A 26,074-nucleotide genomic window follows, 5' to 3' on the forward strand; every position below is an offset into this window, starting at 1 on the left:
GGTGTGAACTGGACTGTGGACGTCCCCGTCGACACACTGCCCGAGCTGCCGCCCCTGCCGCCCGAACTGCGAGCGCGGCTCGACAAGGCCCTGGCGCTCCCGGCCGCGCAGCAGCCGGAGTGGCCCGACCCCGAGGCGACCCGGCGGGTCCGCGCCGTGCTGGAGAGCGTGCCGCCGATCACCGTCCCGCCCGAGATCGACCGGCTGAAGGGCCGGCTGGCCATGGTCGCCCGCGGCGAGGCGTTCCTGCTGCAGGGCGGTGACTGCGCGGAGACGTTCGAGTCCAACACCGAGCCGCACATCCGGGCCAACCTGCGCACCCTGCTGCAGATGGCGGTCGTGCTCACCTACGGCGCCAGCCTGCCGGTGGTCAAGGTCGGCCGCATCGCGGGCCAGTACGCGAAGCCGCGCTCGGCCGCGACGGACGCGCTGGGCCTGCCGGTCTACCGCGGCGACATCATCAACTCCCTGGTCGCGAAGCCCGAGCTGCGCGTGCCGGACCCCGGCCGGATGATCCGCGCCTACGCGAACGCGGGCGCGGCGATGAACCTGGTCCGCGCCCTCACCGCCGCGGGCATGGCCGACCTGCACCAGGTGCACGACTGGAACAAGGACTTCGTGTCGGCGTCGCCGGCGGCACAGCGCTTCGAATCGCTGGCCAACGAGATCGACCGCGGCCTGCGGTTCATGAGCGCCTGCGGCGTCACCGACACGTCCCTGCAGTCGACCGAGATCTTCGCCAGCCACGAGGCGCTGCTGCTCGACTACGAGCGCTCGATGCTGCGGCTCGACCACGCGGACTCGGCGAACCCGAAGCTGTACAACCTCTCGTCGCACTTCCTCTGGATCGGCGAGCGGACCCGCCAGCTGGACGGCGCGCACATCGCCTTCGCCGAGCTGCTGGCCAACCCGATCGGGTTGAAGATCGGCCCGACGACCACGCCGGAGCAGGCGCTGGAGTACGTCGAGCGGCTCGACCCGCGCTTCGAGCCGGGCCGGCTGACGCTGATCGCGCGGATGGGCAACGGCAACGTCCGCGAGGTGCTCCCGGCGATCGTCGAGAAGGTCGAGGCGTCCGGGCACAAGGTCATCTGGCAGTGCGACCCGATGCACGGCAACACCCACGAGTCGTCGACCGGGTACAAGACCCGCCACTTCGACCGGATCGTTGACGAGGTCCAGGGCTTCTTCGAGGTGCACAACCAGCTGGGCACCTACCCGGGCGGCATCCACGTCGAGCTGACCGGCGAGGACGTCACGGAGTGCCTCGGCGGCGCCCAGGAGATCTCGGACGTGGACCTTTCGGGCCGCTACGAGACGGCGTGCGACCCGCGGCTGAACACGCAGCAGTCGCTGGAGCTGGCGTTCCTGGTCGCGGAGATGCTGCGCGGCTGACCCTCACACCGGGGCCAGGCCCGCGGTGCGGGCCAGGGTGATCGCCTCCGCGCGGCCCCTGGCCCCCAGTTTCACGCTGATCACCGACACGCGGTTGCGCACCGTCTTCGGGGCGATCCCGAGGCGGCGCGCGATCACGGCGTCGGCGACGCCACCCGCGGCCAGCGCCAGGATCTCGCGGTCCCGCGGGCTGAGGTCCGGCAGCGGCGCGGGGGAGCGCAGCAGCCCGGGAATCCGGTCGGCGATGCCGTCGCCGAACACGACCGCGCCGGCGGCGACGTTGCCGATCGCCCGCGTGACGTCGGCCGGGGCGGTGCGCGCGGGCAGGAAGCCGCGCACCCCGGCACGCAGGGCGCCCGCGATCGCCGTGTCGTCCGGCTCGGTGATCGCCAGGACCGGCACCCCGGCGCGAGCCGCCACACCGGCGCCCAGCGCGAGGTCCAGCACCAGCACGTCCGGGCCGTGCGCGCGGACGGCCTCGATCGCTTCGGCGCCGGTGCCCGCCGTGGCCACCACCGCGATCTCGGCGGTGGCCACGGGGCAGGTGCCGGCCAGGACGACGGTGGTCATTCCCCGACCGGGACGGGCGGGCCCTGCCAGACGTTCTCGCGGCTGATCCGGCCGTCGCGGAACTCGCAGACGTGCAGCAGCCGGAAGGTCACCCGCTGCCCGGCCGGCGCACCCGGGAACCCCTCGCCGGTCAGGCAGGTGACCTGGCATTCGTCGACGAGGAAGTCGTCGCCGTACCGCCGGGAGACGGGTTCGATCCGCTCGTCCAGCATCGCCGTGAACAGGAACTCGTAGCGGGCGCGGATCGCCTCGGGGTCCCGCAGCTTCTCCACCGGGAACCCGACCGCGTCGTGCACGACGTCGTCGCTGAGCGTCGCGAGGATCGCGTCGAGGTCGTGCGCCGCCTCGGCCGCGAAGTGCGCGCCGAGGACTTTGTCCATTTCTTCCGGAGTCATGAGCCTCCCCCTCCTGTGACGATGCTATCGTCATGAGAAACGCCTCTCATGTCAAGGAGAATTTCCCACGATGAGCCGCGACAACCAGAAACAGCGCACCCGCGTCGCGCTGCTCGAGGCGGCGGCCGGCATGGTCAAGGACGGGCACCCGCTGACGGTGGCGGCGGTCGCCGAGGCCGCGATGGTGTCCACGGCGACGGCGTACCGCTACTTCCCGAACCCGCAGTCGCTGTGGGCAGGGCTGGCCGAGCGCTCGGGCCAGAACCTGCACGTCGGCGGCCTGCTGGCGGAGGCGGGCGACGACCCGGCGGAGCGGATGGACGCGATGATCCGCTACATCGCCGGCCTGCAGTTCGGCGACGAGCCGTCGTGGCGCGGCCTGGTCCGCGCCAACCTCGACCGCTGGTTCGAGCAGGGTGGCAGCTCGGCCGAGTCCCCGGTGCGCGGCGAAACCCGCATCCGGATGACGCGCCAGGTCCTGGAGCCGCTGGAGGGCGTGCTCCCGCCCGAGGTCCACCGCCGGCTGACGATGGCCCTGATGCTCGTGTACGGCGTCGAGGCGCTGATCGTCACCCGCGACGCGTGCCACCTGGAGCCGGCGGAGGCCACGGAGGTGATGCGCTGGGCCGCCCAGGCCCTGATCAGGGCGGCCGAGGCCGAGCGCGGTTAGCGCCCCAAGCGCCCCAATGTGGCGTTGGGTGCGTTGGATGCACCGAACGCCACATTGGGTGCGTTGGATGCACCGAACGCCACATTGGGTGCAATGGATGCACCGAACGCCACATTGGGTGCGTTGGATGCACCGAACGCCACATTGGGGCGCATGGGCGGGCTGCGCGAGGTTGAGCGTGGCCGCCGGGGGTCAGGAGGCGTCGAGCAGCCGGGCCGCCGACTTCAGCACCGCGTCCCGCAGGGAACCGACGTCCGGCACCGCCGCGCCGTTGGCCTGCAGTCCGATGTGGACCGAATCCCGGTACGTCGCGACCGCGATGCCCACCGCGTGGCGCGGGGCCAGCGGCACGAACGGGTAGACCTCGGCCAGGCGGGCGCCGTCGAGGGACAGGCGGGCCGGGGGCAGGGGGACCGTGGTGATCACCAGGTCGAACAGCATCGGCGCGGCCTGGCCCGCCGTGCGGGTGCCCAGGCGGTGCAGCAGCGGCGGGACGCGGTCGGCCAGCAGCGGCAACGCGCCCGCGCCGCGGCTGGGGCCCGCCGCCTTGTTGCGTGTCATCGCCCGGCGGACCACCCGCAGCCGCTCGACCGGGTCGTCCTCGCCGACCGGCAGGTCACACAGGTAGCCCGAAAGCTTGTTGCCGCCGAGCTGCTCCCCGGCCCGGCCGCGCACGCTCACCGGGATCAGGGCCCGCAGCGTGCGGCCGTCGGCGCGCTGCCCGCGGTTGACCAGCCATTCGCGCAGCGCCCCCGCCAGCACCGCCAGCACGACGTCGTTGGTCGTCCCGCCGTGGGCGCGGCGCACCCGGCGCAGCTCGGTGAGCGGCAGCCGCACGAACCCGAGGCGCCGCTCGGCCGACGGCGGGGCCGACACCGGCGACAGCGGCGGGCGCGCGGCCCGCACGAGCGACGACGCGATCCCGGCCTGGCCCCACACCGTGCCCAGCGCGTCCCGCACCGTGTCCAAAGTGGACCGCGGCGCGGGGATCGGCGCGGGGATCCGCTCCGGCAGCTTCACGCCGTCGAGCAGCCCGGCCGCGACCGCGTACGCGCCGGCGCCGTCGGTCAGCGCGTGGTGCAGTTTCAGCAGCAGCGCGAACTTCCCGTCCGGGAGCCCGGTGACGAGCGTCAGGTGCCACAGCGGCCGGGTCGTGTCGAGCGGCTCGGCGATCCAGCGGGACGCGTACGCGGAGAGGGGGTCGGGCTCGTACAGGGAGCTCAACACGACGTGGTGAATGTGGTCGGCCGCAACAAATCCCGGGTCGTCGCTCCAGCTGGCCGAGCCGGGCGGGAACAGCTCCGCGCGTGCCCGCTGGCGCAGTTTCGGCAGCCGGGCGGCCCGCTCCGCGAGCAACGCCGTCAACGCGGCCGGGTCGACCGGGCCGCGGGCGGTGAAGGTGACCACCGCTCCCATGTGCATCGGGGTGGTGTCGCTTTCCAGGCAAAGGAAAGCGACGTCGAGTGCGCTGAGCGGCGAGCCTGCCATGGGCGACCTTTCCGGGTTCGCGGGGGGCGCACGGCCACGTGCGTCGGAAGGGAAGGAACCCACTGCACCAGCCCGACATGACGGCCGGGTGGTCGAAGTGTTTCCACGACGCTAACTCGCCACCCCGTTCATCCATTCGAGATACCCCGGGCCGCGGTGCCCGGGCTCACAGATCGAGAAAGGGATTCATTCCCCTGGAGCAGGCCGGGGTTCTTCCGCCTGGCCGACCGCGGCCCCCCAATCGGGGGTGAGCGCGACCTGCTTGCCGACGCGGCGCACCGGCAGGCCGTTCACCTGCCGCTTGCCGAGCCCCGGCCAGATCTCCGCGGCGTCCTTCGCCGCGGCGCGGATCGCCCCGCCGTCGAGCGTCGTGCGGGTCTCCGGGATCTCCCGGTCCGTCCACTGCACGACGAGCTTCAGCGGGCCGGCCGAGGGGAGCGGCCACAGGAACACCTCGTGCTCGACGGCGAACCGCGTGCCGCCGACCGGCGTGGCCCGCAGCACCGGGGCGTCCGGTTCGGACGCGGACGGCACCGAGATCGTCTCGGAGCTCGCCCGGCTGCCGTCGGCGTAGAGCACGCCGATGAGCAGCCCGTTGTAGTCGGGTTTGCGCCGGTGGTCGATCAGGCCCTCGGCGGGGTCGTCGACCAGGCTGTCCCGGGAGTACACCGTGACGCGCAGGGTCACCGCCTGCGGCCACACCTCGATGACCCGCAGCGCCACCACCGTGCGCTCGGACCGGCCCAGCGGCTGCGCCCACGGCAGCACGGCCGGGACGATGTGCTCGCGCGGGGGATCGGTCCAGTGCCGTCCGTTGAACGCGTAGAGCTCCTGCTCCGGGACGGGGAACAGGGGACGCTCGCGCGGACCGCCGGTGAAGAAGCTGCTCATCGGGCGGCCCGCGACACGCTGTCCGGCACCATGCGCCCACGGTAGGACAACCGCCCGGGAATTTCCGCCCCCGATCGGGCGTACGGCCCGTGCTTCCCGTGATCCGGGACACACCGGGCCGTACGCAGCGTGACCCGTCAGTCGCTCAGCTTGAGCTCGCCGTTCTTCCGGGCGGCCTCCGGCTCGGCCGGCTTGCCCATGGCGTCCATCAGCTGCCGGGCCAGGCCGAGGCCGGTCCCGCCGAGCGACAGCGCCTTGGCGAACATGTCGGACATGCCGTCGGCGCCGTTGAGCACGACCATGTGGTCGACGTTGCCGAACGCGCTCGCGCCCGCCTCGACGATCTCCGGCCAGCGCTCGGCCAGCTGCTGCGCGACGACGGCCTCCTGGTTCTCCGCCAGCGCCGCCGCGCGCGCCTTGATCGCGTCCGCCTCGGCGAGACCCTTCGCGCGGGCCGCCTCGGCCTCGGCGAGGCCACGCGCCTTCGCCGCTTCCGCGTCCGCGAGGCCGCGGGCCTTGGCCGCGGCGGCTTCGGCCTCACCGGTCGCCCGGGTGGCGCCCGCCATCGCCTCGGCGCGGGCCTTGGTGGCCTGGGCCTCGGCCTCGGCGGCCGTCTTGACGCGGGTGGCGTCCGCGGCGGCCCGCAGCTCGGTCTCCCGCGCCTCGGCCTGTGCCTTGGCGATCGAGGCGTCCCGGGCCGCGTCGGCCGCCGTCCGCGTGTCGTACGCCTTCGCGTCGGCCGGCTTGCGGACCTGCGACTGCAGCCGCTGCTCGGCGAGTGCGGCCTCCAGCTCGGCGGCCCGCGTCTCCTGGACGACGACCTCCTGGCGCGCCGACGCTTCGGCCAGCGGCCCGGCCTGGCTGGCCTTGGCCCGCGCTTCGTCCACCTCGGCCTGGTAGCCGGCCTGGTGGATCTGGCTCTCGCGGACCGCGGCCGCCTTCTTCGCGGCGGCGATCTGCTCGGCCTCGGCGGCCTCCTGGTCGCGCTGCGCCTCGGCGATGCGCGCCGACGCGGCGACCGCGGCGGCGTGCGGCTTGCCGAGGTTCAGGATGTAGCCGGTCTCGTCGTCGATCTCCTGGATCTGCAGGGAGTCGACGATCAGCCCGAGCTTGATCATCTCGTTCGCCGACGACTGCCGGACCTCGCCGGTCAGCGCGTCGCGGTTGTGGATCATGTCCTCGAGGGTCAGGCCGCCCACGATCGAGCGCAGGTGGCCGCTGAACAGCTCGTGGATCGTGTCGTTCATGCCCTTCTGCTGGTCGAGGAACCGGCGGGCGGCATTGGCGATCGAGGCGTAGTCGTCGCCGACCTTGTAGATGACGACGGCGCGCACGGTGACCGGCAGCCCCTGCTTGGTGACGCAGGAGACCTGCAGGTTGACGCCGCGGGTGTCCAGTGAGAGCCGCCGGGCGGTCTGGAACCCGGGGATGACGTTCACCCCGCGGCCGGTGATGATCTTGAAGCCCAGGCTGTCCGCGGTCTCGGCGCGGTCGACGCGCACGCCCAGCCCGGAGATGATCAGCGCCTCGTTCGGTTCGGCCACCTTGTAGAGCAGCCGCAGGATCCCGAACACGACGATCAGCACGGCGATGACTCCACCGGCGGAAACCAGCAGGATTTCCACGAGGCTCATGGCACCGACCCCTTGTTTCTTTTCGGTTGTGGGTTGTGCCTCTTCCACGCCGTCAGCGGGTCAGGGGTTGCCACCGCTCGACGTAAACCGTCCGCGGCGGCTCGAAGTCCACGACCAGCACCTGCGTGCCCGAAGTGAACGTCTCCGCCGGGTCCGCCGGGTACGCGTAGAACGCCTCCGTGCCGCCCCGGACGTTCAGCAGCACCTCGCCGATGAGGCCGGGGCCGATCGTGCCCGTCACCCGGCCCCGGCTGCCGATCATCCCCCGAAGCCCTTCAGCTTGACCTTGGAGTTCTTCGCCACGAACGTGCCCGGCTCCGGGTCCTGCTGGAACACGAAGTCGAACCCGCCGCCGCCGTTGCCGCGGCCGCGGCCGCCGTCGCGGTCGGCCTTCAGGCCCGCCTGCTCCAGGAGCTTCTGCGCGTCCTCGAACGAGCGGAACCGGACGTCCGGCACCTGGACGGCGTTGTTGACGAACACGCCGATCCGCTTGGCCTTCGCCTGCGAGCCACCCGGCGGGTCGGTCCGGGTGACCGCGCCGGCCGGGACGTCCTGCTTGAACTCCTCGCCCGCCTGGAACGGCTCGAACCCGGCCTGCTGCAGCAGCTGGAACGCCTCGTCCTTGGGCCGGCCGGTGACGTCGGGAACCGGCGGCAGCGGGATCGGGCCCTTCGACACGATGATGGTGACCTGGCCGCCGATGGTGAGCTGGCTGCCCGCCGACGGCGTCGTGCGGATGACCGCGCCCTGCGGGACCTCGGCGTCGAAGTCGTCGGCGCCGCGGACCGGCGTCAGCTGGGACGCCTTGATCGCCTGCTCGGCGTCGGGCAGCGCGGTGCCGGGGCGGATGTCCGGCACCACCGGGCGGCCCTTCGACAGCACCACCGACACCGTCGCGTTCGGCGACAGCGGCGTGCCCTCCGCCGGGTCGGCGCGCAGCACCGTGTTCGACGGGGCCGTGTTGTCGTATTCCTGGCTGAAGGTCGGGTTCAGCTTCACCGCCCGCAGCGCGTCGCCGGCCGCGGCCTGGTTGAGCCCGACGAGCTTGGGCACCCGTGCGGTCTTGTCGCCGCCGGTGTCGGTGAGGATGAACGCGAACGCCCCGATCAGCCCGCCGAGCAGCAGCACCGCGGCCGCGATCACCAGGATCCGCTTGCGGTTGTCCGGCGGCGGCTGCTCCGGTTCCGGCCGGCTGCGCCGCCGCGGCGGGGGCGGCGCCACGGGCGGCACGTGCGTGGTCGGCGGCCCGGCGGCGTGGCTCAGCGCCCGCGTCGCGTTCGGGCGGTGCACCGGCATCGTCCGCTCGGTGTCCGGCACCTGCGGGATGCGCGGCAGCGTGCGCTCGGTGTCGGCGAGGTCGCCCTGGCCGTGGGACACCGGGATCGGCACGGTCACCGGCAGCAGTCCCAGCTGCGCGCGCACCGCGGTCAGCTCGGTGAGGAACTCCCCGGCGTCGGCCGGGCGCAGCCGCGGGTCGCGCCGCGTCGCCCGGACGACCAGGTCGTCGAGCGCCGGCGGCAGGTCGGGGCGCAGCAGGCTCGGCGGCGGCACGTCGTCGTTCACGTGCCGGTAGGCCACCGAAATGGCGGTGTCCCCGGTGTAGGGGACCTGGCCGGTCAGCATTTCGTACAGCAGGATGCCGGCCGAGTAGACGTCGCCGCGCGACGACGCCGCGCCGGTCTCGACCTGCTCGGGGGCGAGGTAGGCGACCGTGCCGAGGATGACGCTCGAGGAGGTCGTGCCCGCGCTCGCCACGGCCCGCACCAGGCCGAAGTCCGCGACCTTCACCGCCCCGCCGGTGTGCTGCCCGACCCGGCCGATCAGCACGTTCTCCGGCTTCACGTCCCGGTGCACCAGCCCGGAGGCGTGCGCGGCGGCCAGCGCCGACAGCACGGGCTCGGCGACGCTCAGCGCCACCGCCACGTCCAGCGGGCCCTCGTCGTCCAGCAGGTCGCGCAGCGTCCCGCCGTCGACCAGCTCCATCACCAGGAAGGCCAGCCCGGTCTCCGCGCCCGGCGGCAGGTCGAACCCCTGGTCGTGCACCGCCACGACGTGCGGGTGGTGCAGCTGCGCCGCCGACTGCGCCTCGCGCACGAACCGGTCCACGAACGACCGGTCGTCGGCGAAGCGCGGGTCCATGATCTTGATCGCGACCGGACGGTCCAGCCGGGTGTCCGTCCCCCGATAGACGGAAGACATTCCGCCGTGGGCGAGCAGCCGGTCCACCCGGTAGCGCCGCTCCAAGAGCGTGCCGACCAGGCTGGGTTGGGTGCGTGTCACGAGTATGGATCGTACGGAATCGCACACGCCTCGTGGAGGAGACCTCGCGGGTCACCCGTGCGCACTAGCGGGTGAGGGGACGAAATGTGGCACAGTGTCACCTGTGAGTGGGATTCCTGTCGCCGAAGACATCCTCGACACCGCCATCGCGGTCCTCCCGTTGACGGAGGTGGCGACCGTCCTCGGGACCTCGACCAACAAGGTCCGGCAGATGCTGCGCGACGGGCAGCTGATCGCGCTGAAGCGCGGCGGTGAACTGTGCGTGCCCAGCGACTTCTTCGTCAAGGACGGCGTCGTCAAGGGTCTGACCGGCACGATCACCGTGCTCGCCGACTCCGGGTTCAGCCGCACCGAAATGCTGCGGTGGCTGTTCACCACCGACGACACCCTGCCCGGCAGCACGCCGATCAACGCCCTGCGGACCAGCCACGGCACCGAGGTCAAGCGGCGCGCCCAAGCGATGGCGTTCTGACCTGCTGAAACAGGTCGCGATCAGCTGAACGCCCGCCGCGGCCAGCAGGCACGCGGGGAGTGACCACGCGGCCAGCGGGCCGGCCAGTGCCGCGCCCGCGGCCAGCCCGGTGATCTTCACGCTCGCCGCCGTCGTGAACACCTGCGCCCGGACGTGCTCGGGTGCCTCGCGGTGGCGGATCGCGAACAACGCCGTGAGCTGCGGACCTTCGGCGATCCCGGCCAGCACGGCCGCGACGACCGCGTGCCCACCGGCGGCCAGGAGGCAGCTCGCGGCCAGGAGCAGCGTGCTCAGCCGGATGATCCGGTCGGGCGCCCACGGCAGCGGCCACTTCGCGAAGACGGCGTTGGCCAGCAGGGACGCCACCGCGAGGACGGCCAGCAGCAGCGCGCCGTCCGCCGGGCCGCGCAGGTGCGCCGCGCCCAGCAGCGGGTAACACACGGTGACCATGCCGATGCCGGCGCAGGAGACCGTCGAGGCGACGGTCGCCTGCCGCAGCGGCACGTTGCGGACCAGCACCCGGAAGCCGTCCTTGAGACGCGTCTTCGTCGGTGTCCGCTTCGGCAGGAACCACGCCACCGGAATCGCCGCGGCGACCATGCCGACCGCGACGACGAGCCCGGCCGGACCGCCGAGCAGCCCGGCGAGCCCGGGCCCGGCGAGCGCGGCGGCGGTGAACGTCATGGCGTCGAAGCGGCTCGCCCGCGGCAGCAGCTCGGGCCCGGTGACCGCGGGCAGCTGAGCGGTCCAGCCGCCGGCGATGGCGGGGTTGAGCAGTCCGGTCACCACCGCCACGGCGACGACGGCTTCGAGCGGCAGGTGCCCGAAAATTGCGCTGACCAGCGCGATCCCGCCCGCGTAGCCGCCGAGGGCGACGGCGAGCAGCCGTCCCGGGGTGGCGCTGCGGTCCAGCAGGGCGCCGAACACCGGCCCGCCCACCGCGGCGGCCGCGGTCAGCCCGGCGAGCAAGGCGGCGCCGGCGTGCGGGCCCGTGGTCATCCCGAGCAGCAGGAGCGCGGGCGCGGACAGTTCGTCGCCGGTCCGGGCGAGGGCGGCACCGACCAGGTAACGTCTTATCATCGACAAGACGTTACAATGCGGCATGGCTTTTCCGCACCGTGATTCCGTGCAGCGCGCGGTGGACCTGCTGAACGTTCTGCTGGGGGACCCCGACGCGGTCGCCGTCGCGCGGGTGCTGCGCGAGCACGGCGAACCGGAGCCGTCGCTGTCCGAGGAGGACGTCGCAGAACTACGGGCGGCGGCTCTGGAGCTCCGCGAGGTCTTCGCGGCGCCCGACGTCGCTTCGGTGGCTTCGGTGCTGAACCGGCTTTTCGCCGCGTACGCGCGTCCGCCGCGGCTGACCGACCACGAAGACGGCTACGGCTGGCACCTGCACGTCGACGCGGCGGACGACGGGCCGTGGGGCGCGTGGCTGGTGACGTCGTCGGCGCTGGGGCTGGCGTCGCGGCTGGCCGAACGGCAGGACGTGCCGGGCGCGTTGTGCGCGTCACCCTCGTGCGGGAAGCCGTTCGCCCACACGGGTGGCGGCAGCCCGCGGCGGTACTGCTCGCCCCGGTGCGCGACGCGCGAACGCGTCGCCGCGCACCGAGCTGCCCGAGGTGTCACGCAATAAGGTCGATGGGCTCAGGGAGCAGGGTCTTTCGGCCTGTTTCTGGTTGCACTGGGTAACGACGCCCCGGAGGAGCGCGACCTCGCGGAGGAACGTTTCGCAGACCAGGAATCGAGCGCGCATGTCCGTCCCCGCCATCCAGCCGCCGGTACTCGGCCGGAAGAAGTGTTTCAAGTGGCCGTGGTTCACCGCCGCGGCGGCCGCGGCTGTCCTTGTCGGCGCGATCTCCGTCGCCACCGAGCCGAAACCGGCGTTGACGGCCGACGCCACCTCGGTGGTGGCGACCGAGCCCGTCCGCACGACGGATCCGGTGGTCGCGGCTGCCGAGAGGTCTGCCGCCGAGGCTGCCCGGGAAGCGGAAGAAAGCTGTGCATCGGAGTCCGCGCGCCGGTTCTTTGAAGCGGCCGCCAGTTCTTCCGCAGCCGCCGAGGCGCAACGCAAGGCCGACGAAGAGGCCGAACGCAAGGCGAACCAAATTACCTACAGCGTCACGACGACCGGCTCCGGGATCTCGACAGTCACGTACTCGAAGCCGGACTTCAACATCTCGCAGGAAAGCGATGTCCGCGGCCGGAAGTGGTCGAAGACCATCGACACCGCCGGGGACGCCGTGAGCATCGGGCTGAACGCCCAAAACGCCGGCGGGGGCACGATCACCTGCCGGATCACCCGCGGCAACGGCAGCGTCGTGGCCGAGAACAGCAGTTCCGGTCAGTATGCCGTCGTCACCTGCGGCTGAAGGTGGTCGAGACCCGGACGGGTCTCGACCACCACCGCGGTGAGTTCAGCCCTGGGTCTTGTCGCGCCAGGCGATCCAGGACTTCAGCGCGTCGAGGTCGTAGTCCGGGCCGCCGACGCCGACGGTGAACGTCGTGACGCCCAGCTCCAGGAGCTTCGGGCCCAGCTCGTCCGGCTCGCCCTGCACGCCGCAGGACCGCTCGATCTCGCTCGGGTCGCGGCCGACGTCCGCGCAGTGCTGGTCGAGGATCTTGACCTTGCGCCCGACGACCTCCGGGTCGCCGAAGCCGTGCCAGATGTCGCCGTGCCTGGCGACCAGCTTGAGCGTCTTCTTCTCGCCGCCACCGCCGATCAGGACGGGGATCTTGCGGGTCGGCGCCGGGTTCAGCTTCGCCAGGCGCGATTCGATCCGGGGGAGGGACTCGGCGAGGTCGTCGAGGCGGCCGCCCGCGGTGCCGAACTCGTAGCCGTACTCCTCGTAGTCCTTCTCGAACCAGCCGGAGCCGATGCCGAGGATGAGCCGCCCGCCGGAGATGTGGTCGACGGTGCGGGCCATGTCGGCCAGCAGTTCGGGGTTGCGGTAGCTGTTGCACGTGACGAGCGCGCCGATCTCCACCCGGGACGTCGACTCCGCCCAGGCACCGAGCATCGTCCAGCACTCGAAGTGCAGGCCGTCGGGGTCGCCGTACAGCGGGTAGAAGTGGTCCCAGTTGAAGACGATGTCGGCCCCGAGGTCTTCGGCGGCCGACGCGGTGCGCCGGATGCTGTCGTAGTCGGCGTGCTGCGGCTGGAGCTGCAGGCCGATCCGGATGCGTCGTTCGGTCATGATCGCAGCCTACGACCGCCGCGGAACGTCTCGCGCGCCCAGACGGCGGCCAAGGGTGGTAGTGCCACCACCAGCCTCCGCGCCTTCGGCACCACCGCCCGCCGGGTCAGGATGTCGTGGTCCAGCGCGACGATCTCGTCGAGGATGCCCTCGTACAACGTCAACGCCGTCCGCACGCACGCTCGCGATTCCGGGCGCAGCAACGCCACGCCCGCCTCGGCCCGCCGGTACACCGCCCGCGTCCGCGCGACGAAGTACGCCAGCGCCGCCCGGATCCGCGGGTCGGGCCGCCGCGCCTCGAGCAGCTCGCGGGTGACGCCGAACGCGGCCAGCTCAGCAGTGGGCAGGTAGAGCCGCCCGCGGTCCAGGTCCTCGCCGACGTCGCGCAGGAAGTTCGTCAGCTGGAACGCCTCGCCGAGCGCGATGGCCCCCGGCGCAGCGTCGGCCAGCGGCCCGACCGTGCCGAACACCGGCAGCATCTGCAGCCCGATCACCGCGGCCGAGCCGTACATGTACTCGCCCAGCTCGGCGAACGTCCGGTACTCGACCGGCGCCAGGTCCATCCGCATCGACTTCAGGAAACTGTCGAACAAGTCCCGCGTGAGGCCGTAGCGCCGCACCGTGTCGGCCAGGGCCGCGAGCACCGGTTCGGCCGGGTTCCCGCCCTCGAAGACGACGTCGACCATCTCGCCGACCCGATCGAGCGAAACGCCGGGATCGCTGCCCGGCGCCGGGTTGTCGACGAGTTCGTCCGCCATCCGCGCGAACCCGTACAGCGTGTGCGCGGCGGGCCGGGCGCGGGCCGGCAGCAGCCGCGTCGCGAGGAAGAACGTGCGGCCGTAGTGGGCGTTGATGCGGCGGCACTCGGTGTACGCGGCCCGCAGGTCCGGCGCGAGAATGCCCGCCGCGTCGAGTTCGTTCACCGGCCGGTGATCCGTTCCGCCGCCAGTCGCCCGGAGATGAGCACCGGCGGGATGCCGACGCCGGGGGTGGTGCCGCAGCCGGCCAGCACGACGTTGCCCGCCGCGCGGACCAGGTTCGCCGGCCGGAACGGGCCCGTCTGGGTGAACGTGTGCGCCAGCGAGAACGGCGTTCCGGCCGCGAGCCCGCGCGCCGCCCAGTCGGCCGGGGTGATCATCTCGTCGACGCCGAACTCGTCGCCGAAGCCGGTCAGCCCGCGGGCCTCCAGCGTGCGAAGCAGCTCTTCGCGGTACGGCCCGCGGAGGCGGTCCCAGTCGATCGGGCCGCGCCGCAGGTTCGGCGCGGGCGCGAGCACCGAGACGATCTCGCCGCCGCGCCCGGCCAGCCCCGGGTCGGTCGCCGTCGGCCGGGTGACCAGCAGCGACGGGTCGCTCATGAGCCTGCCCTCGCGGATGATCTCGGCGAACGTCCGCTCCCAGGCGCCGCCGAAGAAGATCGTGTGGTGGCCGAGGTCCCACGGCTTCGAAGTACGCCCGTGCAGGACGACCGCCGACGGCGAGTAGCGCAGCGGCAGCGGGCGCCGAGGCCGCGCGCCGAGCAGCCGGTAGGCGGTGCTCAGCTCGGTGGCCAGCACGACGGCGTCGCAGGCGATCCGCTCGCCCGAGCGCGTCCGGACCGCGCGCACCCGCGAATTCACCCGTTCCAGCCACGCCGCTTCGGTGCCGAACCGCACGTCGGCGCCCGCCCGCGCGGCGGCCCCGGTCATCGCGCGGCCGATCTCGCCCATCCCGCCTTCGGGGTAGTAGACGCCGCCGACGGTGTCCATGTAGGCGATGACGCCGTACGCGCCGATCGCGCGCGCCGGGTCGAGACCGGCGTACAGCGCCTGGAAGGTGAACAGCCGCCGGACGCGCTCGTCGAGCAGGTAGCGGCCGACGCGCGGGCCGAGCCGCCCGAAGCCGCCCAGCGCGGCGAGTTTCGCCAGCTCAGGACGGGCGAGGTCGAACGGCGAGTCGAAGTTCGCCGCCAGGAAGCGGTCCTTCTGCACGGCGTACAGCTCGGTCAGCCAGCGCCGCAGCGCCCGGTACCCCGCCGCCTCGCGGGCGCCGGCGAAGGCGCGGATCTCGGCCTCCATCGCGTCGCCGTCGGTGTGCAGGGAGAGGGCACTGCCGTCGGCGAACCGCGCCCGGTACGCCGGGTCGAGCCTGGTCAGGCGCAGGTTCTTGGCCAGGGGCTCGCCGACCGCGGCGAACGCCTCCTCGAGCAGCTCCGGCATGGTGAGCACGCTCGCGCCGGTGTCCACGGCGTTGCCGTCGAAGCTCTGCTGCCCGGCCCGGCCGCCCGGGACGTCCGCCTGGTCGAGGAGGGTGACCCGCCGTCCCGCGCCGAGCAGGTGCAGGGTGGCCGAAAGCCCGGCCAGCCCGGCGCCGATGACGACGACGTGGCCGGCCGGTGCGTCGATCGTCCGCACGTCAGTACGTCCGCTGGGTGGCCTTGACGACCAGCCCGGTCAGCGCCTCGGGCGCCGGCTCGGCCAGGTGCGCGCGGTCGAGCGCGGCCATCGCCGCCGTCGTCAGCTCGTCGATCCGGCGCTCGACCGCGTCGACCGCGCCGACCTGCTGCAACGCCATCCGGACGGTCTCGACGCCCTCGTCGGACAGGTCGGCGTCGCCGATCGCGTCCGCGATCACGGTGGCCGCCGCCTGCTCGCCCTTCTCGGCGGCCAGCTGCAGGCCGAGCGCGACGAGCAGGGTGCGCTTGCCCTCGCGCAGGTCGTCGCCGGCGGGCTTGCCGGTGACCGACGGGTCGCCGAACACGCCGAGCAGGTCGTCCCGCAGCTGGAAGGCCACGCCGACCTCGCCGCCGAACTCCAGCAGCGTGGCGATCAGCTCGTCGGACGCCCCACCGAGCGCGGCGCCCAGGTGCAGCGGCCGCTGCACGGTGTAGGCGGCGGTCTTGAGCCGGTCGATCTTGAGCGCGGCCTCGACGGAGGCGTCCCCGGTGGCCTGCGTGCGGACGTCGAGGTACTGCCCGGCGAGCACCTCGGTGCGCATCGCGCGCCAGGCCGGGCGGGCCGCGGCCAGCGTCGCGGCGGGCAGCGGGGCGTCGGCGAACATGTCGTCGGCCCAGGCCAGCGCCAGGTCGCCGACCAGCACCGCGGTGGCCAGGCCGAACGTCGCGGGGGAGCCGAGCCAGCCGCGGTCGGCGTGCAGCTTCGCGCTCGCGATGTGCACCGTCGGGTTGCCGCGGCGGGAGTCGGAGGAGTCGATGAGGTCGTCGTGGATCAGCGCGCAGGCCTGGATCAGCTCCAGGCTGGACACCGCCTGCAGCACGCCCTCGGCGTCCGGGCCCGCCGGGTCGCCGCCCGCGCCGCGCCAGCCCCACCAGGCGAACGTGGGCCGCAAACGCTTGCCCCCGCCGAGCACGAACCCGCGCAGCGCGTCGATCCCGGCGGCCACGGTCGGTTCGGTTTCCAGGATCGCGGTGCCCGCCCGATCGAGGAACCCGGTCAGCGCGCGCTCGACGTGGGTGGGCAGGTCACGGTCGGCGGCGAGCGCGTTCATGCCCGTAATACTCGCCGAACACGCGGGCGCGCGGCCCGGCGGGGCTCTCGGATGTGGTGAATCAGACTCCCGCCGCGGGAGCCCAGAACGGACCGGTGAGGCCGGCTTCGGCGAAGTAGGCGACCGCGTCGTGCGGCTCACGCCGCCGGTAGCCGCGCTCCAGCCGGCCCGCGTACCAGCCGCGGGCGAGCCGCCAGAGCGTGACCAGGTCGAGCACGGAACCCTTGGCCTGCCCGGTTTCCGCCAGCCAGGCGTCCACACAGGACTCGCAGCAGAAGAGGCGCTGGTTGCCGCAGGTGTGCAGCACGTCGTCCCACATCCGCGCGGCGGGCACCAGGAAGTGCGCCACCTGGGTGCCCTCGGGCGGCACGCTCCGGTTCACCACCAGTGCGTGCGGCTGCCCGCAGCCGGGGCAGCGGGTCGCGACGAGCACCTCCGGCTCGGCGTCGACCAGGTGCGGGATGGCGAACGAATCCCACGCGCAGCCGCCCCACCACAGCGTGTGCGCGCCCATCACGGAGAAGCCGAGCGATTTCGCGGCGAAGGGGTGGGCCAGGACGACGTGCTCGCACTCGTCGAGCACCAGGTGGTGGGCGTCGGCGAGCCGGTGCAGGGCCTGTTTCGCGACGGCCAGCGACCCGCCCGCGGCGTCGGCCAGCTCGGGCGCGGTCGGCGCGCGGCCGTGGCGGGCGAAGGCGCGGTAGACCGCGAGGCGCACGTCCTCGTCCCAGCTCGCGTCGTCGTCCCGCATCGTTCACTCCTGTATCGAGTCTAGAGCGGGGCCCCTTAACATTCGAGGTATGACGTCGGTGATCGAGCGGTTGCGCGGAGACGGGCCGAAGTTCTCCATCGAGTTCTTCCCGCCCCGGGACACGGCGGACGAGGCCGTCCTCTGGAAGGCGATCCGGGAGCTCGAGCCGTACGACCCGGCCTACATGTCGATCACCTACGGGGCCGGCGGCTCCAGCCGCGACGGCACGGTCCGCAGCATCGCCCGCGTCGCGACCGAGACGACGCTGGTGCCGATGGCGCACCTGACCGCGGTGAACCACTCCGTCGCCGAGCTGCGGAACGTGATCGGCTGGTACGCCTCGGTCGGCGTCCGCAACATCCTCGCGCTGCGCGGCGACCCGCCGGGCGACGTCTACGGCGAGTGGATCCCGCACCCCGAGGGCCTCACCTACGCCGAAGAGCTGGTGCAGCTGGTCCGTGAGCTGGGCGACTTCTGCGTCGGCGTCTCGGCCTACACCTACGGCCACCCGCGCTCGTCCGACCTGGAGTCGGACACGAAGTACCTGGTCCGCAAGCTGCGGGCGGGTGCCGACTTCGCGATCGCGCAGCTGTTCCACGACCCCGAGGACTTCCTGCGGCTGCGCGACCGGGTCGCCGCGACCGGCTGCGACGTCCCCGTGCTGCCGGGCGTCATGCCGCTGACGACCATGCGGACCCTGCAGACGACGATCAAGCTGTCCGGCGCACCGGCCCCCCGCAAGGTCCTCGACCGGCTCGAGCCGCTGGCCGACGACCCCAAGGCGTTCCGCGCGGCGGGCATCGACGTGACCACCGAGCTGTGCGAGAAGCTGCTCGCCGAGGGCGTGCCGAACCTGCACTTCTACACGTTCAACCGCTCGAAGGCGACGCGTGAGGTGATCGCCCGGCTGGGCCTCGTCCCGGCCCGTGCTTAAGTACGTACCACCGAGTACGCACGGCCCGGTAGCGTGCGGCGCATGGCTTCTACTGCTTCCGAAGGCGTGCACGAGATCTGTGACCGCTACGTCGACGACTACGTGGCCGCGGACCCGGTCGCGGCGACCGTCCACGGCGTCACCGGCCACGACCACCGGCTGACCGACTACTCGGCGGACGGCTTCGCCGAGCGCGCCGGCCTGGCCTCGCGCGCGCACGCCGCCGTCACCGCCGCCGAGCCGCGGGACGCCGCCGAGCGGGCGGCGAAGGCCGTGTTCGCCGAGCGTGTCGGCCTGGGGCTGGAGATCCACGAGGCCGGTCTGGACGTGGCCGGCCTCAACGTCATCGCGAGCCCCGTCCAGGACCTGCGGATGGCGTTCGACCTGATGCCGCTGGAGACCGAGCAGGACTGGTCGGTCGTCTCGGCCCGGATCGGCGAGGTCCCGCGCGCGCTCGCGAACCTCCGCAGCGGCCTGCTTTCGGCGGCCGACGCCGGGCGCGTCTCGGCGCTGCGGCAGGTCGCGAAGGTCGCGGAGCAGTGCGAGACGTGGGCGGGCCTGAAGGAGGAGAAGGGCTTCTTCACCGGGCTCATCGCCGGCGCCTCTTCGCCGTCCTTGCGGGCCGACCTCGAGCGCGGTGCGCGGGCCGCGGAGGAGGCGTTCGCGGAGTTCGCCGGGTTCCTGCGTGCCGAGCTGGCACCGAAGGCCCCGGTCAAGGACGCCGTCGGCGAGGACGTCTACCGCCTGTGGTCGCGGTACTTCGTCGGCGCCGCGCTCGACCTGCGGGAGGCCTACGAGTGGGGCTGGGCGGAGTTCGCCCGGATCGAGGCCGAGCTGCGCGCGGTGGCGAACCGCATCAAGCCGGGCGCCTCGCCCGCCGAGGCGGCGGCGGTCCTCGACGCGGACCCGCGGTACCGCATCCAGGGGCGCGCGGAGTTCGAGGCGTGGATGCAGCGCCTGTCCGACGACGCGCTGGAATCGTTGCGCGGCAAGCACTTCGACATCTCCGACCGGGTGATGGCCCTGGAGTGCAAGATCGCCCCGCCCGGAGGCGGCGTCGGCGCGTACTACACGGGCCCCAGCGAGGACTTCTCGCGCCCGGGCCGTATGTGGTGGTCGCTGCCGGCGGGCCGCGAGGAGTTCAGCACCTGGCGCGAGACGAGCACGGTCTACCACGAGGGCGCACCGGGCCACCACCTCCAGATCGCGACGGCGGTGGACCAGTCGGTCGGGCTGAACAAGTACCAGCGGCTGCTGGCGTTCACCTCGGGCCACGCGGAGGGCTGGGCCCTGTACGCGGAGCGCCTGATGGAGGAACTGGGCTACCTGTCCGACGACGGCGACCTCCTGGGCATGCTGTCGGAGCAGCTGTTCCGCGCCGCCCGCGTGGTGGTGGACCTGGGCATGCACCTGGAACTGGAGATCCCGGCCGGAACGGGCTTCCACGAGGGCTCGCGCTGGACCCCGGAGCTCGGGCTGGAGTTCATGCTCACCCGCACGATCACCGACCAGGCCCACATCCGCGACGAGATCGACCGCTACCTGGGCTGGCCGGGCCAGGCCCCGGCGTACAAGATCGGCGAGCGCCTCTGGCTGGCGGCCCGCGCGGAGGCCCGCACCCGCGCCGGCGCGTCGTGGGACATCAAGAGGTTCCACACGGAGGCCCTGAAGATGGGCGGTATGGGACTGGACACGCTGCGGGAACAGCTGTCCCACCTGGACTGAGTACCTGAGTGATCGGGCTGGTCCATGTGCGGACCAGCCCGGTCAGGGCTCTCCTGGTGGCCTCTTGTTTTCAACACGGTCCTGGTCGTCCTTGTTCTCAAGCAGTGTGCGGAGCGCTTCCAACTGTGCCGGGGTGAACTTGCTCCCTGCGGACTTCTGGATCTGCTTCACGACGCGTCGCCGGCTGAACTCCCGGATCACGGCAGGCTCCAGTGCCTGCCGGACAACCCGGTAGAAGAAGGCGGCGACTGTCAGCCACACCGCGTGGCCGATGGCGCCGGATTCGAATGCTGCGACGGCGATCTTCGTGAAATCCATGGTCGGCTCCCTGCCGATTGGGCGGGGAGCCAAGGCCGTGTCAGGGCATTGCTCCGCCGCGGATGACCATCGAGGTGGACATCCGCGACGGACTGGGCCCCCGAGGTGCCCGGCCGGCGCAACGAGGGCGCTTTCGCACGTCACCCCTTCGGTGAAGTTCCTGCGAACGACGCTTTACCCGGGCCAGTCCGATTCGTGACGCGGGTCCCGCGCCCGCCCGCCACGCAAGGATGAGGACCCGCCGGAGCAGGAGGATCCAAGGAGAGACCAGGTGGAACGAAGATTCGTGTACGACGATGTCACCACCGGACCGGTGACTCCGTTCGGAGACGTCGACGGTCCATTCGTCCAGGACCGCCGCGATTCCCAACGCCGCGAGATCCATCAGCGCTACGACGTGGGCTGCGGGCGAGGAGAGCGGGGCTGCCGACCAGTCCGCTACACTCAGGCGTTGACCGAAACGGTCCGGCGAATCCGCGCAATCGGTGCGCGGGGTGAACTCAGCGCACGCCGGACAGTCGCATGACCTTTCGTTACTGCCGATTGCATACTCGTGCAGAAACGCTGTGAGAGCGTCTTCGACCGGGGACCACCGGGAGAAACCGTCCATGATCACCGCCATGGCGGCGACGCTTTTTCCCGCTCCCGTTGGGGAAGGTAGCGTCAGAAAAGAGGACGAAAAATCGAGTGCCAGCGGACGCTGTAAGCGACTGGTTCGGCCCAGACCGGTCATGCGGTACTCGCCGACCCTGAGTTCAAGGGAACCGACACCGGGCGCTGGCATAGTCGCATCCTAGCGTCGGGAGGTGTGGAAAACCGGTGGCCCCGCCGCGCGTCTCCCCGATAGGTTCCGTGCGTGCACCGGATCCTCTTCGTCACCCCGCCGCCCCGCGCCTGAGCGGGGTGGTCCGTCGCCGTGTGGCCTCGAAGGCCCGCGGCTGATTCGTGGTGCGCACTCACCCCGCGTCGTCGAACTCCCTTTTCCTTCGACGCAGGAGCGTTCCCTTTGGTGTCTCTGCCCACGCGCGCCCGTTCTTCGGCCGCGCTCGTCCTCGCCGGTGTCCTCTGGGGCACCGGTGGCCTCGCCGGCTCGCTGCTCGCCCGGCGAGCCGGCCTCCACCCGCTCGCCGTCGCCGACTACCGGCTGCTCGTCGGCGGTGCCGTCGCGATCGCCTTCCTGAAAGGCTTCCCGCGCACGGCCGAAGCGGCGAAGCGCATCCTCGCCGTCGGCGGCCTCTTCGCGATCTTCCAGGCGAGCTACTTCGCCGCCGTCGCGCTCAGCTCGGTCAGCGTCGCCACCATGACCACGATCGGCGCCGCCCCCGTCATCGTCACCCTCGTGTCGGTGCGGAAAATCCGGCGCTGGACGCTGGTCTCGGTGACCGGCACCCTCGCCGGCCTGGTGCTGCTCCAGTGGTCACCGGGCGAAGCGTTCTCGTTCGGCGGCCTCGGCTTCGCGCTGCTCGCGGCGGCCGGCTTCGCGACCCTGACCCTGGTCACCGCGAAGCCCGTCGAGGGCCTGGAGCCGCTGTCGACGACGGCGTTCGGCTGCCTCACCGGCGGGCTGCTGCTGCTCCCGGTGGCGAGCTGGTCCGGCATGGCGATCCCGCTGCACACCGACGTCCTCGCGCTGGTCTGCTACCTCGGCGCCGTCCCGACGGCACTCGCGTACGCCGCGTACCTGCGCGGCCTGGCCGACGCGCACCCGGTGCTCGGCGCGCTGTCGGCGGTCCTGGAACCGCTGACGGCCGCGGTGCTCTCCGCCGCGCTGCTCGGCGAGCGGCTGGGCGCCGCGGCGTGGTGCGGCGCCGCCGTGCTGGTCGCGGCGCTGGCCGTCGGCTACTGGCGGCCGGAACCGCGGTGAGGACCGCTGCCCCTCGGCTCAGCGCGGGTCGAGGGGCAGCGCCCGCCCCAGGATCGCGAACGGCCGCGGGTCGCCGGCGAAGTGGTAGTCGCGCAGGACGTCGACGAAGCCGGTGCGGCGGTAGAGCTTCCACGCGCGGCTGGTGCCCTCGGGCGTCGACAGCAGCACGTTCGCGCTCGGGACGCCTTCGAGCAGGCTGCGCAGCAGGTCCTCGCCGATCTGGTGGCCCTGGTTCTCCGGCCGGACGTGGATCTCGGTCAGCTCGAAGTAGTCGGCCAGCCAGCGGTCGGCCTCGGCGGTCCCGGACCGGCGGCTCAGGCCGTGGCGCACCTGCTCGTGCCACCACTGCCCGGCCCGCCCGCGGTAGCCGTAGGCCACGCCGAGCAGGACGTCGTCGGCGTCGAGGGCGGCCATGCAGCGCCAGCCCTCGCGCAGCGCGTGGGTGAGCCACATCGGCGCGCGCTGCTCGGCGGTGCCCGCGGGGTAGCGCATCGCCCGGACGTAGATGTCGAGCGCTTCGGGCAGGCGGGCGCGGAACTCGTCCGCGGAGAGCTGGACGTAGCGGGAGCAGCCGGCGGGCATCGCGGTCACGGCTGTCCATCTTCCTCCGGGCCGCCGAGGGCGCCCGGGGTGCCCCCGGTCAAGGCGACCAGCTCGGCGAAGGTGGTGGGGAAGACGGCCTTCGGGTGCCCGGCGGCGGCCCAGACGACGGTGTGTCCGCGCAGCGCGGTGTCGACGAGGGTCGCCAGCGGTTCGGGGTGCCCGACCGGGGCGACGCCGCCGATCGGCTGCCCGGTGTGCGCCCGCACGAAGTCGGCGTCGGCCTTGTGGATGGTGTCCCCGGCCAGCCGCTCGAGGGTGCCCGGATCGGCGCGGTGGGCGCCCGAGGTGAGGGCGAGGAGCGCTTTTTTGTCGGACCCCAGGCGGAAGATGAGGCTGTTGGCGATGGCCCCGACGGGCACGCCGAGTGCCTCGGCCGCGGCGGCGGCGGTCCGGACCTCGGCGGGCAGGACACGGATGCCCTCGGCGGCGGCGTGCTGCCCGGCTTCGGCCAGCGCGGCCGCCACCTTGGCGACGGCGGGGTGCTCCAGCGAACTCATGAACCTATGAGATCACGCCGCCGACCTGGTGTCCCGCACCACGTCCGGGGATTGCCCCCTGGGGTTGAGCGCGTACCGGGTCGGGGGTTACTCTGGAAAACGTTCGAACAAGCGTTCGACATCTGGTGAGCGCGCACCGGTCGGGTGCCCGGTACCGGGACGGGGGAAGCGTCTCGGCACCGGGCCCTTGATCGGGCTCACCCCGCGCAGGAGGAGGGTCGCCATGTCCGTCAAGGTCGTGTCCCCCACGGATCCCGGGCAGCCGGAGCTGCCCATGTCGTTGCGCCCGCAGCCGGCCCAGCCGCCCGCGGCACCCCGCGGACGCACCCGCCAGTGCCTCGCGGCCCCGGCACCGGACCCGCGGCAGCCACAGCTGCCGATCCCCCTGTGCCCCGCGGCGGCCACCCGCCCGTCTTCGGCCCCGGCGCAGCCGCTTTCGGTACCGGAGCAGCTCCGGCCGGCGAGTGCCGCCCTCCCGCTTCGTTCAGCCGCCTCCGGTGGGGAGCCGGGGCAGCTGGAGCTGCCGTCGCCGGGACAGCCGGGGACGCCTGCCGAGCCGTGGTCGACGGCGGCCGACGCCGGCCAGGCCGAGCTGCCGGTTCGGGAGGTTGCGGAACAGCCGCGGTCGGGGGCGGTTCCGGCTGCCGCTGATGCCGGTCGGCGCGAGCTGCCCGCTGTGGGGGGTGCGGTGCAAGCCGAGCCGGTTGCGGCAGAGGTGGGGTCCGGCGTGCCGGTGGCTTCGGCGGCGGCGTCTGCCCCACCTGCCGCCGACGCCGGTCGGTCCGAGCTGCCCGCTGTCGGGGATGCGGCGCAAGCCGAGCCGGTCGCTGCCGAGGTGGAGCCCCGCGTGCCGGTCGCCCCGGGTGCCGGCTCCGGATCGCCCGAGCTGCCCCTGTCCCTGCGGCCACCCACCGCCGCCGAGTCCGATCAGTCGGCGCTGCCCATGTCGCTGCGGCCGCCCGCGTCGCCCGCCGCTGCCGGGTTGCTTGCGCAGGCCCGGCGGGGGCTTGCCGAGGCCGTGCAGGAAAGCCGGCCCGCCGAACGCTTCATCGGGGCCTACCTCGCCGCCCTTCGGGGGGCCGCCGCCGTGCTGGCCGCGCGGGGGCGGCCGCACCGGGGGCGGGCGCGCCCGGCCAGCACCTGGGATCTGCTCGACTCCGTCGCCCCCGAGCTGCGCGAATGGTCCGCCTTCTTCGCCAGCAACTCGGCCACGCGCGCCGCCGCGCAGGCCGGGATCACCGGGAAGGTCACCGCCGAGTCCGCGGCCGGGCTGGTCGGGGCCGCCACGCCGTTCCTGGAACTCGTCCGCCGTCTGGTGCACGGCCTGCCGATCACCGGGGAAGCCCATGTCGCGTGAGCACGGCCCGGTCGACCAGGGGCGGCTGCTCACGGCGTTGGGAATCGAAGGCAGGCTGCTGGCCGAGGCGGTGCACGCCGCCCCGGCCGAAGCGCCGGTGCCCGCCTGCCCCGGCTGGACGATCGCCGAGGTCGCCCGGCACGTCGGCAGCCTCTACCGGATGGTCCGCCGCCGGCTGGCCGACGGCCGGAGCCCCGACGACTGGCCGCGCGACCCCGAACCCGGCCAGAGCCTGCAGGGCTTCCTGGTGGCGGGCCTGTCCGACCTGCTCGACGAGCTGGCCGCGCACGATCCGGAAGAACGCGCCGACACCTGGTGGCCCGCGGACCGGACGTACGGGTTCTGGCGGCGGCGGATGCTGCACGAAACCGTCGTCCACCGGGTGGACGTCGAGCAGGCGGCGGGCGCCGACCCGCGCGGCGTGCCCGACGACGTCGCCATCGACGGCATCGACGAGGTGCTCACCCTCTGGTTCGGGCAGAAGCTGCCGATGCTCGGCCTGACCGGCACGAAAGCGGGCTCGGTCGGCGTCCGGGCCGGCGCGCACAGCTGGATCGCGCGGGCCGGCCCCGACACCACGGAGGCCTGGCGCTGTTCGGCCGAGGAGGCCGAGGCCGCGGACGACGTCGTCACGGCCAAGCCCGCGCAGCTCTACCTGTGGCTCTGGGGCCGGGCGTCCCTGACCGCGGTGACCGTGCGCGGCGTGCACGACCAGGCGGCCCAGCTCTGGGCGCTGCTGCGGCTCGCGACCCGATGATCCGGCCGGTGGGGAAGCCGAACCGGAACTGTCGGAGGTGGCGGTTAGCCTGCGGCGCATGACCACGCGCCTGGTGAACCTGGTGATCGACGCGGCGCGCCCGGAGGCCCTGGCGGGCTTCTGGGCCGCGCTGCTCGGCTGGCACGTCGCCGTCGAGGAGCCCGGCGAGGTCGACGTCCGGGCCCCGGAAGACGACGGCTGGGACCTCGACCTGGTCTTCGTGCCGGTCCCCGAACCCAAGGAGGTCAAGAACCGCATCCACCTGGACCTGGCGAGCACCACCCCCGCCCACCAGGCCGAGCTGGTGGCGCGCGCCCTGGAACTGGGCGGCCGCCGGGTCGACGTCGGGCAGGGTGACGTGCCGTGGGTCGTGCTGGCCGATCCGGAGGGCAACGAGTTCTGTGTCCTCGAGCCCCGCGAGCGGTACGCGGACACCGGCGCGGTGGCGTCGATCCTGGTCGACGCGCACGACCCGGAGCTCCTGGCCGGCTTCTGGGCGCGGCTCACCGGCCGTCCGGTCCAGGCGCGCGAAGGCGACGTCCTGGTGGGCCTGCGCGCGCCGTCCGGCCGGGGGCCGTGGCTGGAGTTCCTGCGCAACGACGACGTCAAGCGGGTCAAGAACCGCGTGCACCTCGACGTCGCGCCCCCGGCGGGCGAAGACCTGGCTGCGGCGGTGAAGGAGGTCGTCGCGGCCGGTGCGGCGCCGGCCGACCCGGTCGGGCCCGCCCTGCCGTGGCGTGTGCTGACCGACCCGGAGGGCAACGAGTTCTGCGTGCTGACCCCACGCTGACCTA

26 protein-coding genes and 1 pseudogene are annotated in these 26,074 nt (G+C 73.0%); 11 read left to right on the top strand and 16 right to left on the bottom strand.

The genetic code is table 11. The annotated features are described in order from the left end of the window. Positions 1–3: 3 nt before the first annotated feature. Positions 4–1,395, top strand: coding sequence for a class II 3-deoxy-7-phosphoheptulonate synthase (locus BLW76_RS14965; RefSeq protein WP_167384609.1), 1,392 nt, complete (start codon positions 4–6; stop codon positions 1,393–1,395). Between the two features lie 3 nt (positions 1,396–1,398). Here BLW76_RS14965 and BLW76_RS14970 read toward each other — a convergent pair whose 3' ends face one another. Together BLW76_RS14970 and BLW76_RS14975 are read right to left on the bottom strand one after the other, a co-directional pair. Continuing rightward, positions 1,399–1,965: a LuxR C-terminal-related transcriptional regulator gene (locus BLW76_RS14970; protein ID WP_091307454.1), complete on the bottom strand. Its 567-nt coding sequence runs from the start codon at positions 1,963–1,965 to the stop codon at positions 1,399–1,401. Next, positions 1,962–2,360, bottom strand: coding sequence for a nuclear transport factor 2 family protein (locus tag BLW76_RS14975; RefSeq protein WP_091307456.1), 399 nt, complete (start codon positions 2,358–2,360; stop codon positions 1,962–1,964). The genes BLW76_RS14970 and BLW76_RS14975 overlap by 4 nt, the downstream gene beginning before the upstream one ends. A 70-nt stretch (positions 2,361–2,430) precedes the next feature. Between BLW76_RS14975 and BLW76_RS14980 the strand changes: the two genes are divergently transcribed. Beyond that, the gene (locus BLW76_RS14980; RefSeq protein ID WP_091307459.1) at positions 2,431–3,030 is read left to right on the top strand and encodes a C-type lectin-like domain-containing protein; all 600 of its coding nucleotides are present in this window, start codon (positions 2,431–2,433) and stop codon (positions 3,028–3,030) included. A gap of 192 nt (positions 3,031–3,222) precedes the next feature. Here the strand turns inward: BLW76_RS14980 and BLW76_RS14985 are convergent, their stop codons facing one another. From BLW76_RS14985 to pknB, 5 genes are all read right to left on the bottom strand, one after another. Next, the gene (locus BLW76_RS14985) at positions 3,223–4,518 is read right to left on the bottom strand and encodes a wax ester/triacylglycerol synthase family O-acyltransferase (RefSeq protein ID WP_091307461.1); all 1,296 of its coding nucleotides are present in this window, start codon (positions 4,516–4,518) and stop codon (positions 3,223–3,225) included. 186 nt (positions 4,519–4,704) lie between these two features. After that, positions 4,705–5,409 carry a hypothetical protein gene (locus BLW76_RS14990; protein ID WP_091307465.1) on the bottom strand — a complete coding sequence of 235 codons (705 nt, stop codon included), beginning with the start codon at positions 5,407–5,409 and terminating at the stop codon, positions 4,705–4,707. 137 nt (positions 5,410–5,546) lie between these two features. After that, entirely contained in the window at positions 5,547–7,043 is a 1,497-nt protein-coding gene (locus tag BLW76_RS14995) for an SPFH domain-containing protein (RefSeq protein ID WP_091307468.1), read from the bottom strand. Between the two features lie 52 nt (positions 7,044–7,095). After that, positions 7,096–7,305 (bottom strand): hypothetical protein, encoded by a 210-nt coding sequence (locus BLW76_RS15000; protein WP_091307471.1) that lies wholly within the window; start codon positions 7,303–7,305, stop codon positions 7,096–7,098. Next, positions 7,302–9,323: a Stk1 family PASTA domain-containing Ser/Thr kinase gene (pknB, locus tag BLW76_RS15005; protein WP_091307473.1), complete on the bottom strand. Its 2,022-nt coding sequence runs from the start codon at positions 9,321–9,323 to the stop codon at positions 7,302–7,304. Before pknB ends, BLW76_RS15000 begins: the two co-directional genes overlap by 4 nt. A gap of 103 nt (positions 9,324–9,426) precedes the next feature. Here pknB and BLW76_RS48515 point away from each other — a divergent pair, with 103 nt between their 5' ends. Continuing rightward, the gene (locus BLW76_RS48515) at positions 9,427–9,795 is read left to right on the top strand and encodes an Rv2175c family DNA-binding protein (protein ID WP_158104519.1); all 369 of its coding nucleotides are present in this window, start codon (positions 9,427–9,429) and stop codon (positions 9,793–9,795) included. A gap of 270 nt (positions 9,796–10,065) precedes the next feature. Here BLW76_RS48515 and BLW76_RS50670 read toward each other — a convergent pair. Beyond that, positions 10,066–10,899, bottom strand: a pseudogene (locus BLW76_RS50670) (MFS transporter); the annotation flags it as partial. Between BLW76_RS50670 and BLW76_RS15015 the strand changes: the two are divergent. Both BLW76_RS15015 and BLW76_RS15020 read left to right on the top strand, forming a co-directional pair. After that, on the top strand, positions 10,898–11,428 hold the full coding sequence (locus tag BLW76_RS15015; RefSeq protein ID WP_091307476.1) for a CGNR zinc finger domain-containing protein: 531 nt from the start codon (positions 10,898–10,900) through the stop codon (positions 11,426–11,428). The pseudogene BLW76_RS50670 and the gene BLW76_RS15015 sit on opposite strands and share 2 nt — an antisense overlap. A 118-nt stretch (positions 11,429–11,546) precedes the next feature. Continuing rightward, positions 11,547–12,164, top strand: coding sequence for an MmpS family transport accessory protein (locus BLW76_RS15020; RefSeq protein ID WP_091307479.1), 618 nt, complete (start codon positions 11,547–11,549; stop codon positions 12,162–12,164). Between the two features lie 45 nt (positions 12,165–12,209). Here BLW76_RS15020 and BLW76_RS15025 read toward each other — a convergent pair whose 3' ends face one another. The 5 genes from BLW76_RS15025 to merB all read right to left on the bottom strand — a co-directional run bounded on the left by BLW76_RS15025 (position 12,210) and on the right by merB (position 17,225). Continuing rightward, entirely contained in the window at positions 12,210–12,989 is a 780-nt protein-coding gene (locus BLW76_RS15025) for an LLM class F420-dependent oxidoreductase (RefSeq protein WP_091307482.1), read from the bottom strand. Continuing rightward, positions 12,986–13,912, bottom strand: a complete 927-nt coding sequence (locus BLW76_RS15030) for a phytoene/squalene synthase family protein (protein ID WP_091307484.1) — start codon at positions 13,910–13,912, stop codon at positions 12,986–12,988. Before BLW76_RS15030 ends, BLW76_RS15025 begins: the two co-directional genes overlap by 4 nt. Further along, positions 13,909–15,381 (bottom strand): phytoene desaturase family protein, encoded by a 1,473-nt coding sequence (gene crtI / locus BLW76_RS15035; RefSeq protein WP_091307487.1) that lies wholly within the window; start codon positions 15,379–15,381, stop codon positions 13,909–13,911. The genes BLW76_RS15030 and crtI overlap by 4 nt, the downstream gene beginning before the upstream one ends. A 1-nt stretch (position 15,382) precedes the next feature. Continuing rightward, positions 15,383–16,474, bottom strand: coding sequence for a polyprenyl synthetase family protein (locus tag BLW76_RS15040; protein WP_091307490.1), 1,092 nt, complete (start codon positions 16,472–16,474; stop codon positions 15,383–15,385). 61 nt (positions 16,475–16,535) lie between these two features. Next, complete coding sequence (gene merB, locus BLW76_RS15045) at positions 16,536–17,225, bottom strand: organomercurial lyase (RefSeq protein WP_091307493.1); 690 nt, start codon at positions 17,223–17,225, stop codon at positions 16,536–16,538. A gap of 49 nt (positions 17,226–17,274) precedes the next feature. Here merB and BLW76_RS15050 point away from each other — a divergent pair, with 49 nt between their 5' ends. After that, entirely contained in the window at positions 17,275–18,159 is an 885-nt protein-coding gene (locus tag BLW76_RS15050) for a methylenetetrahydrofolate reductase (RefSeq protein ID WP_091307495.1), read from the top strand. A gap of 42 nt (positions 18,160–18,201) precedes the next feature. Further along, positions 18,202–19,884, top strand: a complete 1,683-nt coding sequence (locus tag BLW76_RS15055) for a DUF885 domain-containing protein (RefSeq protein ID WP_208613299.1) — start codon at positions 18,202–18,204, stop codon at positions 19,882–19,884. A 42-nt stretch (positions 19,885–19,926) separates the two neighbouring features. Here BLW76_RS15055 and BLW76_RS15060 read toward each other — a convergent pair whose 3' ends face one another. After that, the gene (locus tag BLW76_RS15060) at positions 19,927–20,202 is read right to left on the bottom strand and encodes a hypothetical protein (RefSeq protein WP_091307501.1); all 276 of its coding nucleotides are present in this window, start codon (positions 20,200–20,202) and stop codon (positions 19,927–19,929) included. A gap of 1,006 nt (positions 20,203–21,208) precedes the next feature. On the opposite strand from BLW76_RS15060, the gene BLW76_RS15065 reads away from it, so the two are divergent. Then, complete coding sequence (locus BLW76_RS15065; protein ID WP_091307504.1) at positions 21,209–22,066, top strand: DMT family transporter; 858 nt, start codon at positions 21,209–21,211, stop codon at positions 22,064–22,066. 18 nt (positions 22,067–22,084) lie between these two features. Here the strand turns inward: BLW76_RS15065 and BLW76_RS15070 are convergent, their stop codons facing one another. After that, positions 22,085–22,657 carry a GNAT family N-acetyltransferase gene (locus BLW76_RS15070; protein ID WP_091307506.1) on the bottom strand — a complete coding sequence of 191 codons (573 nt, stop codon included), beginning with the start codon at positions 22,655–22,657 and terminating at the stop codon, positions 22,085–22,087. Continuing rightward, positions 22,654–23,166, bottom strand: a complete 513-nt coding sequence (locus BLW76_RS15075; protein ID WP_091307507.1) for a YbaK/EbsC family protein — start codon at positions 23,164–23,166, stop codon at positions 22,654–22,656. The genes BLW76_RS15070 and BLW76_RS15075 overlap by 4 nt, the downstream gene beginning before the upstream one ends. 223 nt (positions 23,167–23,389) lie before the next feature. Here BLW76_RS15075 and BLW76_RS48520 point away from each other — a divergent pair, with 223 nt between their 5' ends. From BLW76_RS48520 to BLW76_RS15090, 3 genes are read left to right on the top strand one after another with little or no spacing between them, the layout of a single operon-like run. Continuing rightward, positions 23,390–24,523: an SAV_6107 family HEPN domain-containing protein gene (locus tag BLW76_RS48520; protein WP_167384610.1), complete on the top strand. Its 1,134-nt coding sequence runs from the start codon at positions 23,390–23,392 to the stop codon at positions 24,521–24,523. Beyond that, complete coding sequence (locus BLW76_RS15085) at positions 24,513–25,280, top strand: maleylpyruvate isomerase N-terminal domain-containing protein (RefSeq protein ID WP_091307509.1); 768 nt, start codon at positions 24,513–24,515, stop codon at positions 25,278–25,280. Before BLW76_RS48520 ends, BLW76_RS15085 begins: the two co-directional genes overlap by 11 nt. Before the next feature lie 58 nt (positions 25,281–25,338). After that, positions 25,339–26,070, top strand: coding sequence for a VOC family protein (locus BLW76_RS15090; RefSeq protein ID WP_091307510.1), 732 nt, complete (start codon positions 25,339–25,341; stop codon positions 26,068–26,070). The last annotated feature ends 4 nt before the right edge of the window (positions 26,071–26,074 follow it).

The sequence above is a fragment of the Amycolatopsis tolypomycina genome (genome assembly GCF_900105945.1).
In the GTDB taxonomy this organism is placed as follows: domain Bacteria; phylum Actinomycetota; class Actinomycetes; order Mycobacteriales; family Pseudonocardiaceae; genus Amycolatopsis; species Amycolatopsis tolypomycina.

Bases quoted from the DNA above. Each gene is read 5' to 3' on its own strand.
- BLW76_RS48520 (WP_167384610.1), top strand. From the start codon at position 23,390: ATGTCCGTCAAGGTCGTGTCCCCCACGGATCCCGGGCAGCCGGAGCTG.
- BLW76_RS15085 (WP_091307509.1), top strand. From the start codon at position 24,513: ATGTCGCGTGAGCACGGCCCGGTCGACCAGGGGCGGCTGCTCACGGCG.
- BLW76_RS15025 (WP_091307482.1), bottom strand. From the start codon at position 12,989: ATGACCGAACGACGCATCCGGATCGGCCTGCAGCTCCAGCCGCAGCAC.
- BLW76_RS15090 (WP_091307510.1), top strand. From the start codon at position 25,339: ATGACCACGCGCCTGGTGAACCTGGTGATCGACGCGGCGCGCCCGGAG.
- BLW76_RS15040 (WP_091307490.1), bottom strand. From the start codon at position 16,474: ATGAACGCGCTCGCCGCCGACCGTGACCTGCCCACCCACGTCGAGCGC.
- BLW76_RS14985 (WP_091307461.1), bottom strand. From the start codon at position 4,518: ATGGCAGGCTCGCCGCTCAGCGCACTCGACGTCGCTTTCCTTTGCCTG.
- BLW76_RS14970 (WP_091307454.1), bottom strand. From the start codon at position 1,965: ATGACCACCGTCGTCCTGGCCGGCACCTGCCCCGTGGCCACCGCCGAG.
- BLW76_RS14990 (WP_091307465.1), bottom strand. From the start codon at position 5,409: ATGAGCAGCTTCTTCACCGGCGGTCCGCGCGAGCGTCCCCTGTTCCCC.
- BLW76_RS14980 (WP_091307459.1), top strand. From the start codon at position 2,431: ATGAGCCGCGACAACCAGAAACAGCGCACCCGCGTCGCGCTGCTCGAG.
- BLW76_RS14975 (WP_091307456.1), bottom strand. From the start codon at position 2,360: ATGACTCCGGAAGAAATGGACAAAGTCCTCGGCGCGCACTTCGCGGCC.
- BLW76_RS15015 (WP_091307476.1), top strand. From the start codon at position 10,898: ATGGCTTTTCCGCACCGTGATTCCGTGCAGCGCGCGGTGGACCTGCTG.
- BLW76_RS15000 (WP_091307471.1), bottom strand. From the start codon at position 7,305: ATGATCGGCAGCCGGGGCCGGGTGACGGGCACGATCGGCCCCGGCCTC.
- merB (WP_091307493.1), bottom strand. From the start codon at position 17,225: ATGCGGGACGACGACGCGAGCTGGGACGAGGACGTGCGCCTCGCGGTC.
- BLW76_RS15055 (WP_208613299.1), top strand. From the start codon at position 18,202: ATGGCTTCTACTGCTTCCGAAGGCGTGCACGAGATCTGTGACCGCTAC.
- BLW76_RS14995 (WP_091307468.1), bottom strand. From the start codon at position 7,043: ATGAGCCTCGTGGAAATCCTGCTGGTTTCCGCCGGTGGAGTCATCGCC.
- BLW76_RS15020 (WP_091307479.1), top strand. From the start codon at position 11,547: ATGTCCGTCCCCGCCATCCAGCCGCCGGTACTCGGCCGGAAGAAGTGT.
- BLW76_RS15060 (WP_091307501.1), bottom strand. From the start codon at position 20,202: ATGGATTTCACGAAGATCGCCGTCGCAGCATTCGAATCCGGCGCCATC.
- BLW76_RS15075 (WP_091307507.1), bottom strand. From the start codon at position 23,166: ATGAGTTCGCTGGAGCACCCCGCCGTCGCCAAGGTGGCGGCCGCGCTG.
- BLW76_RS15050 (WP_091307495.1), top strand. From the start codon at position 17,275: ATGACGTCGGTGATCGAGCGGTTGCGCGGAGACGGGCCGAAGTTCTCC.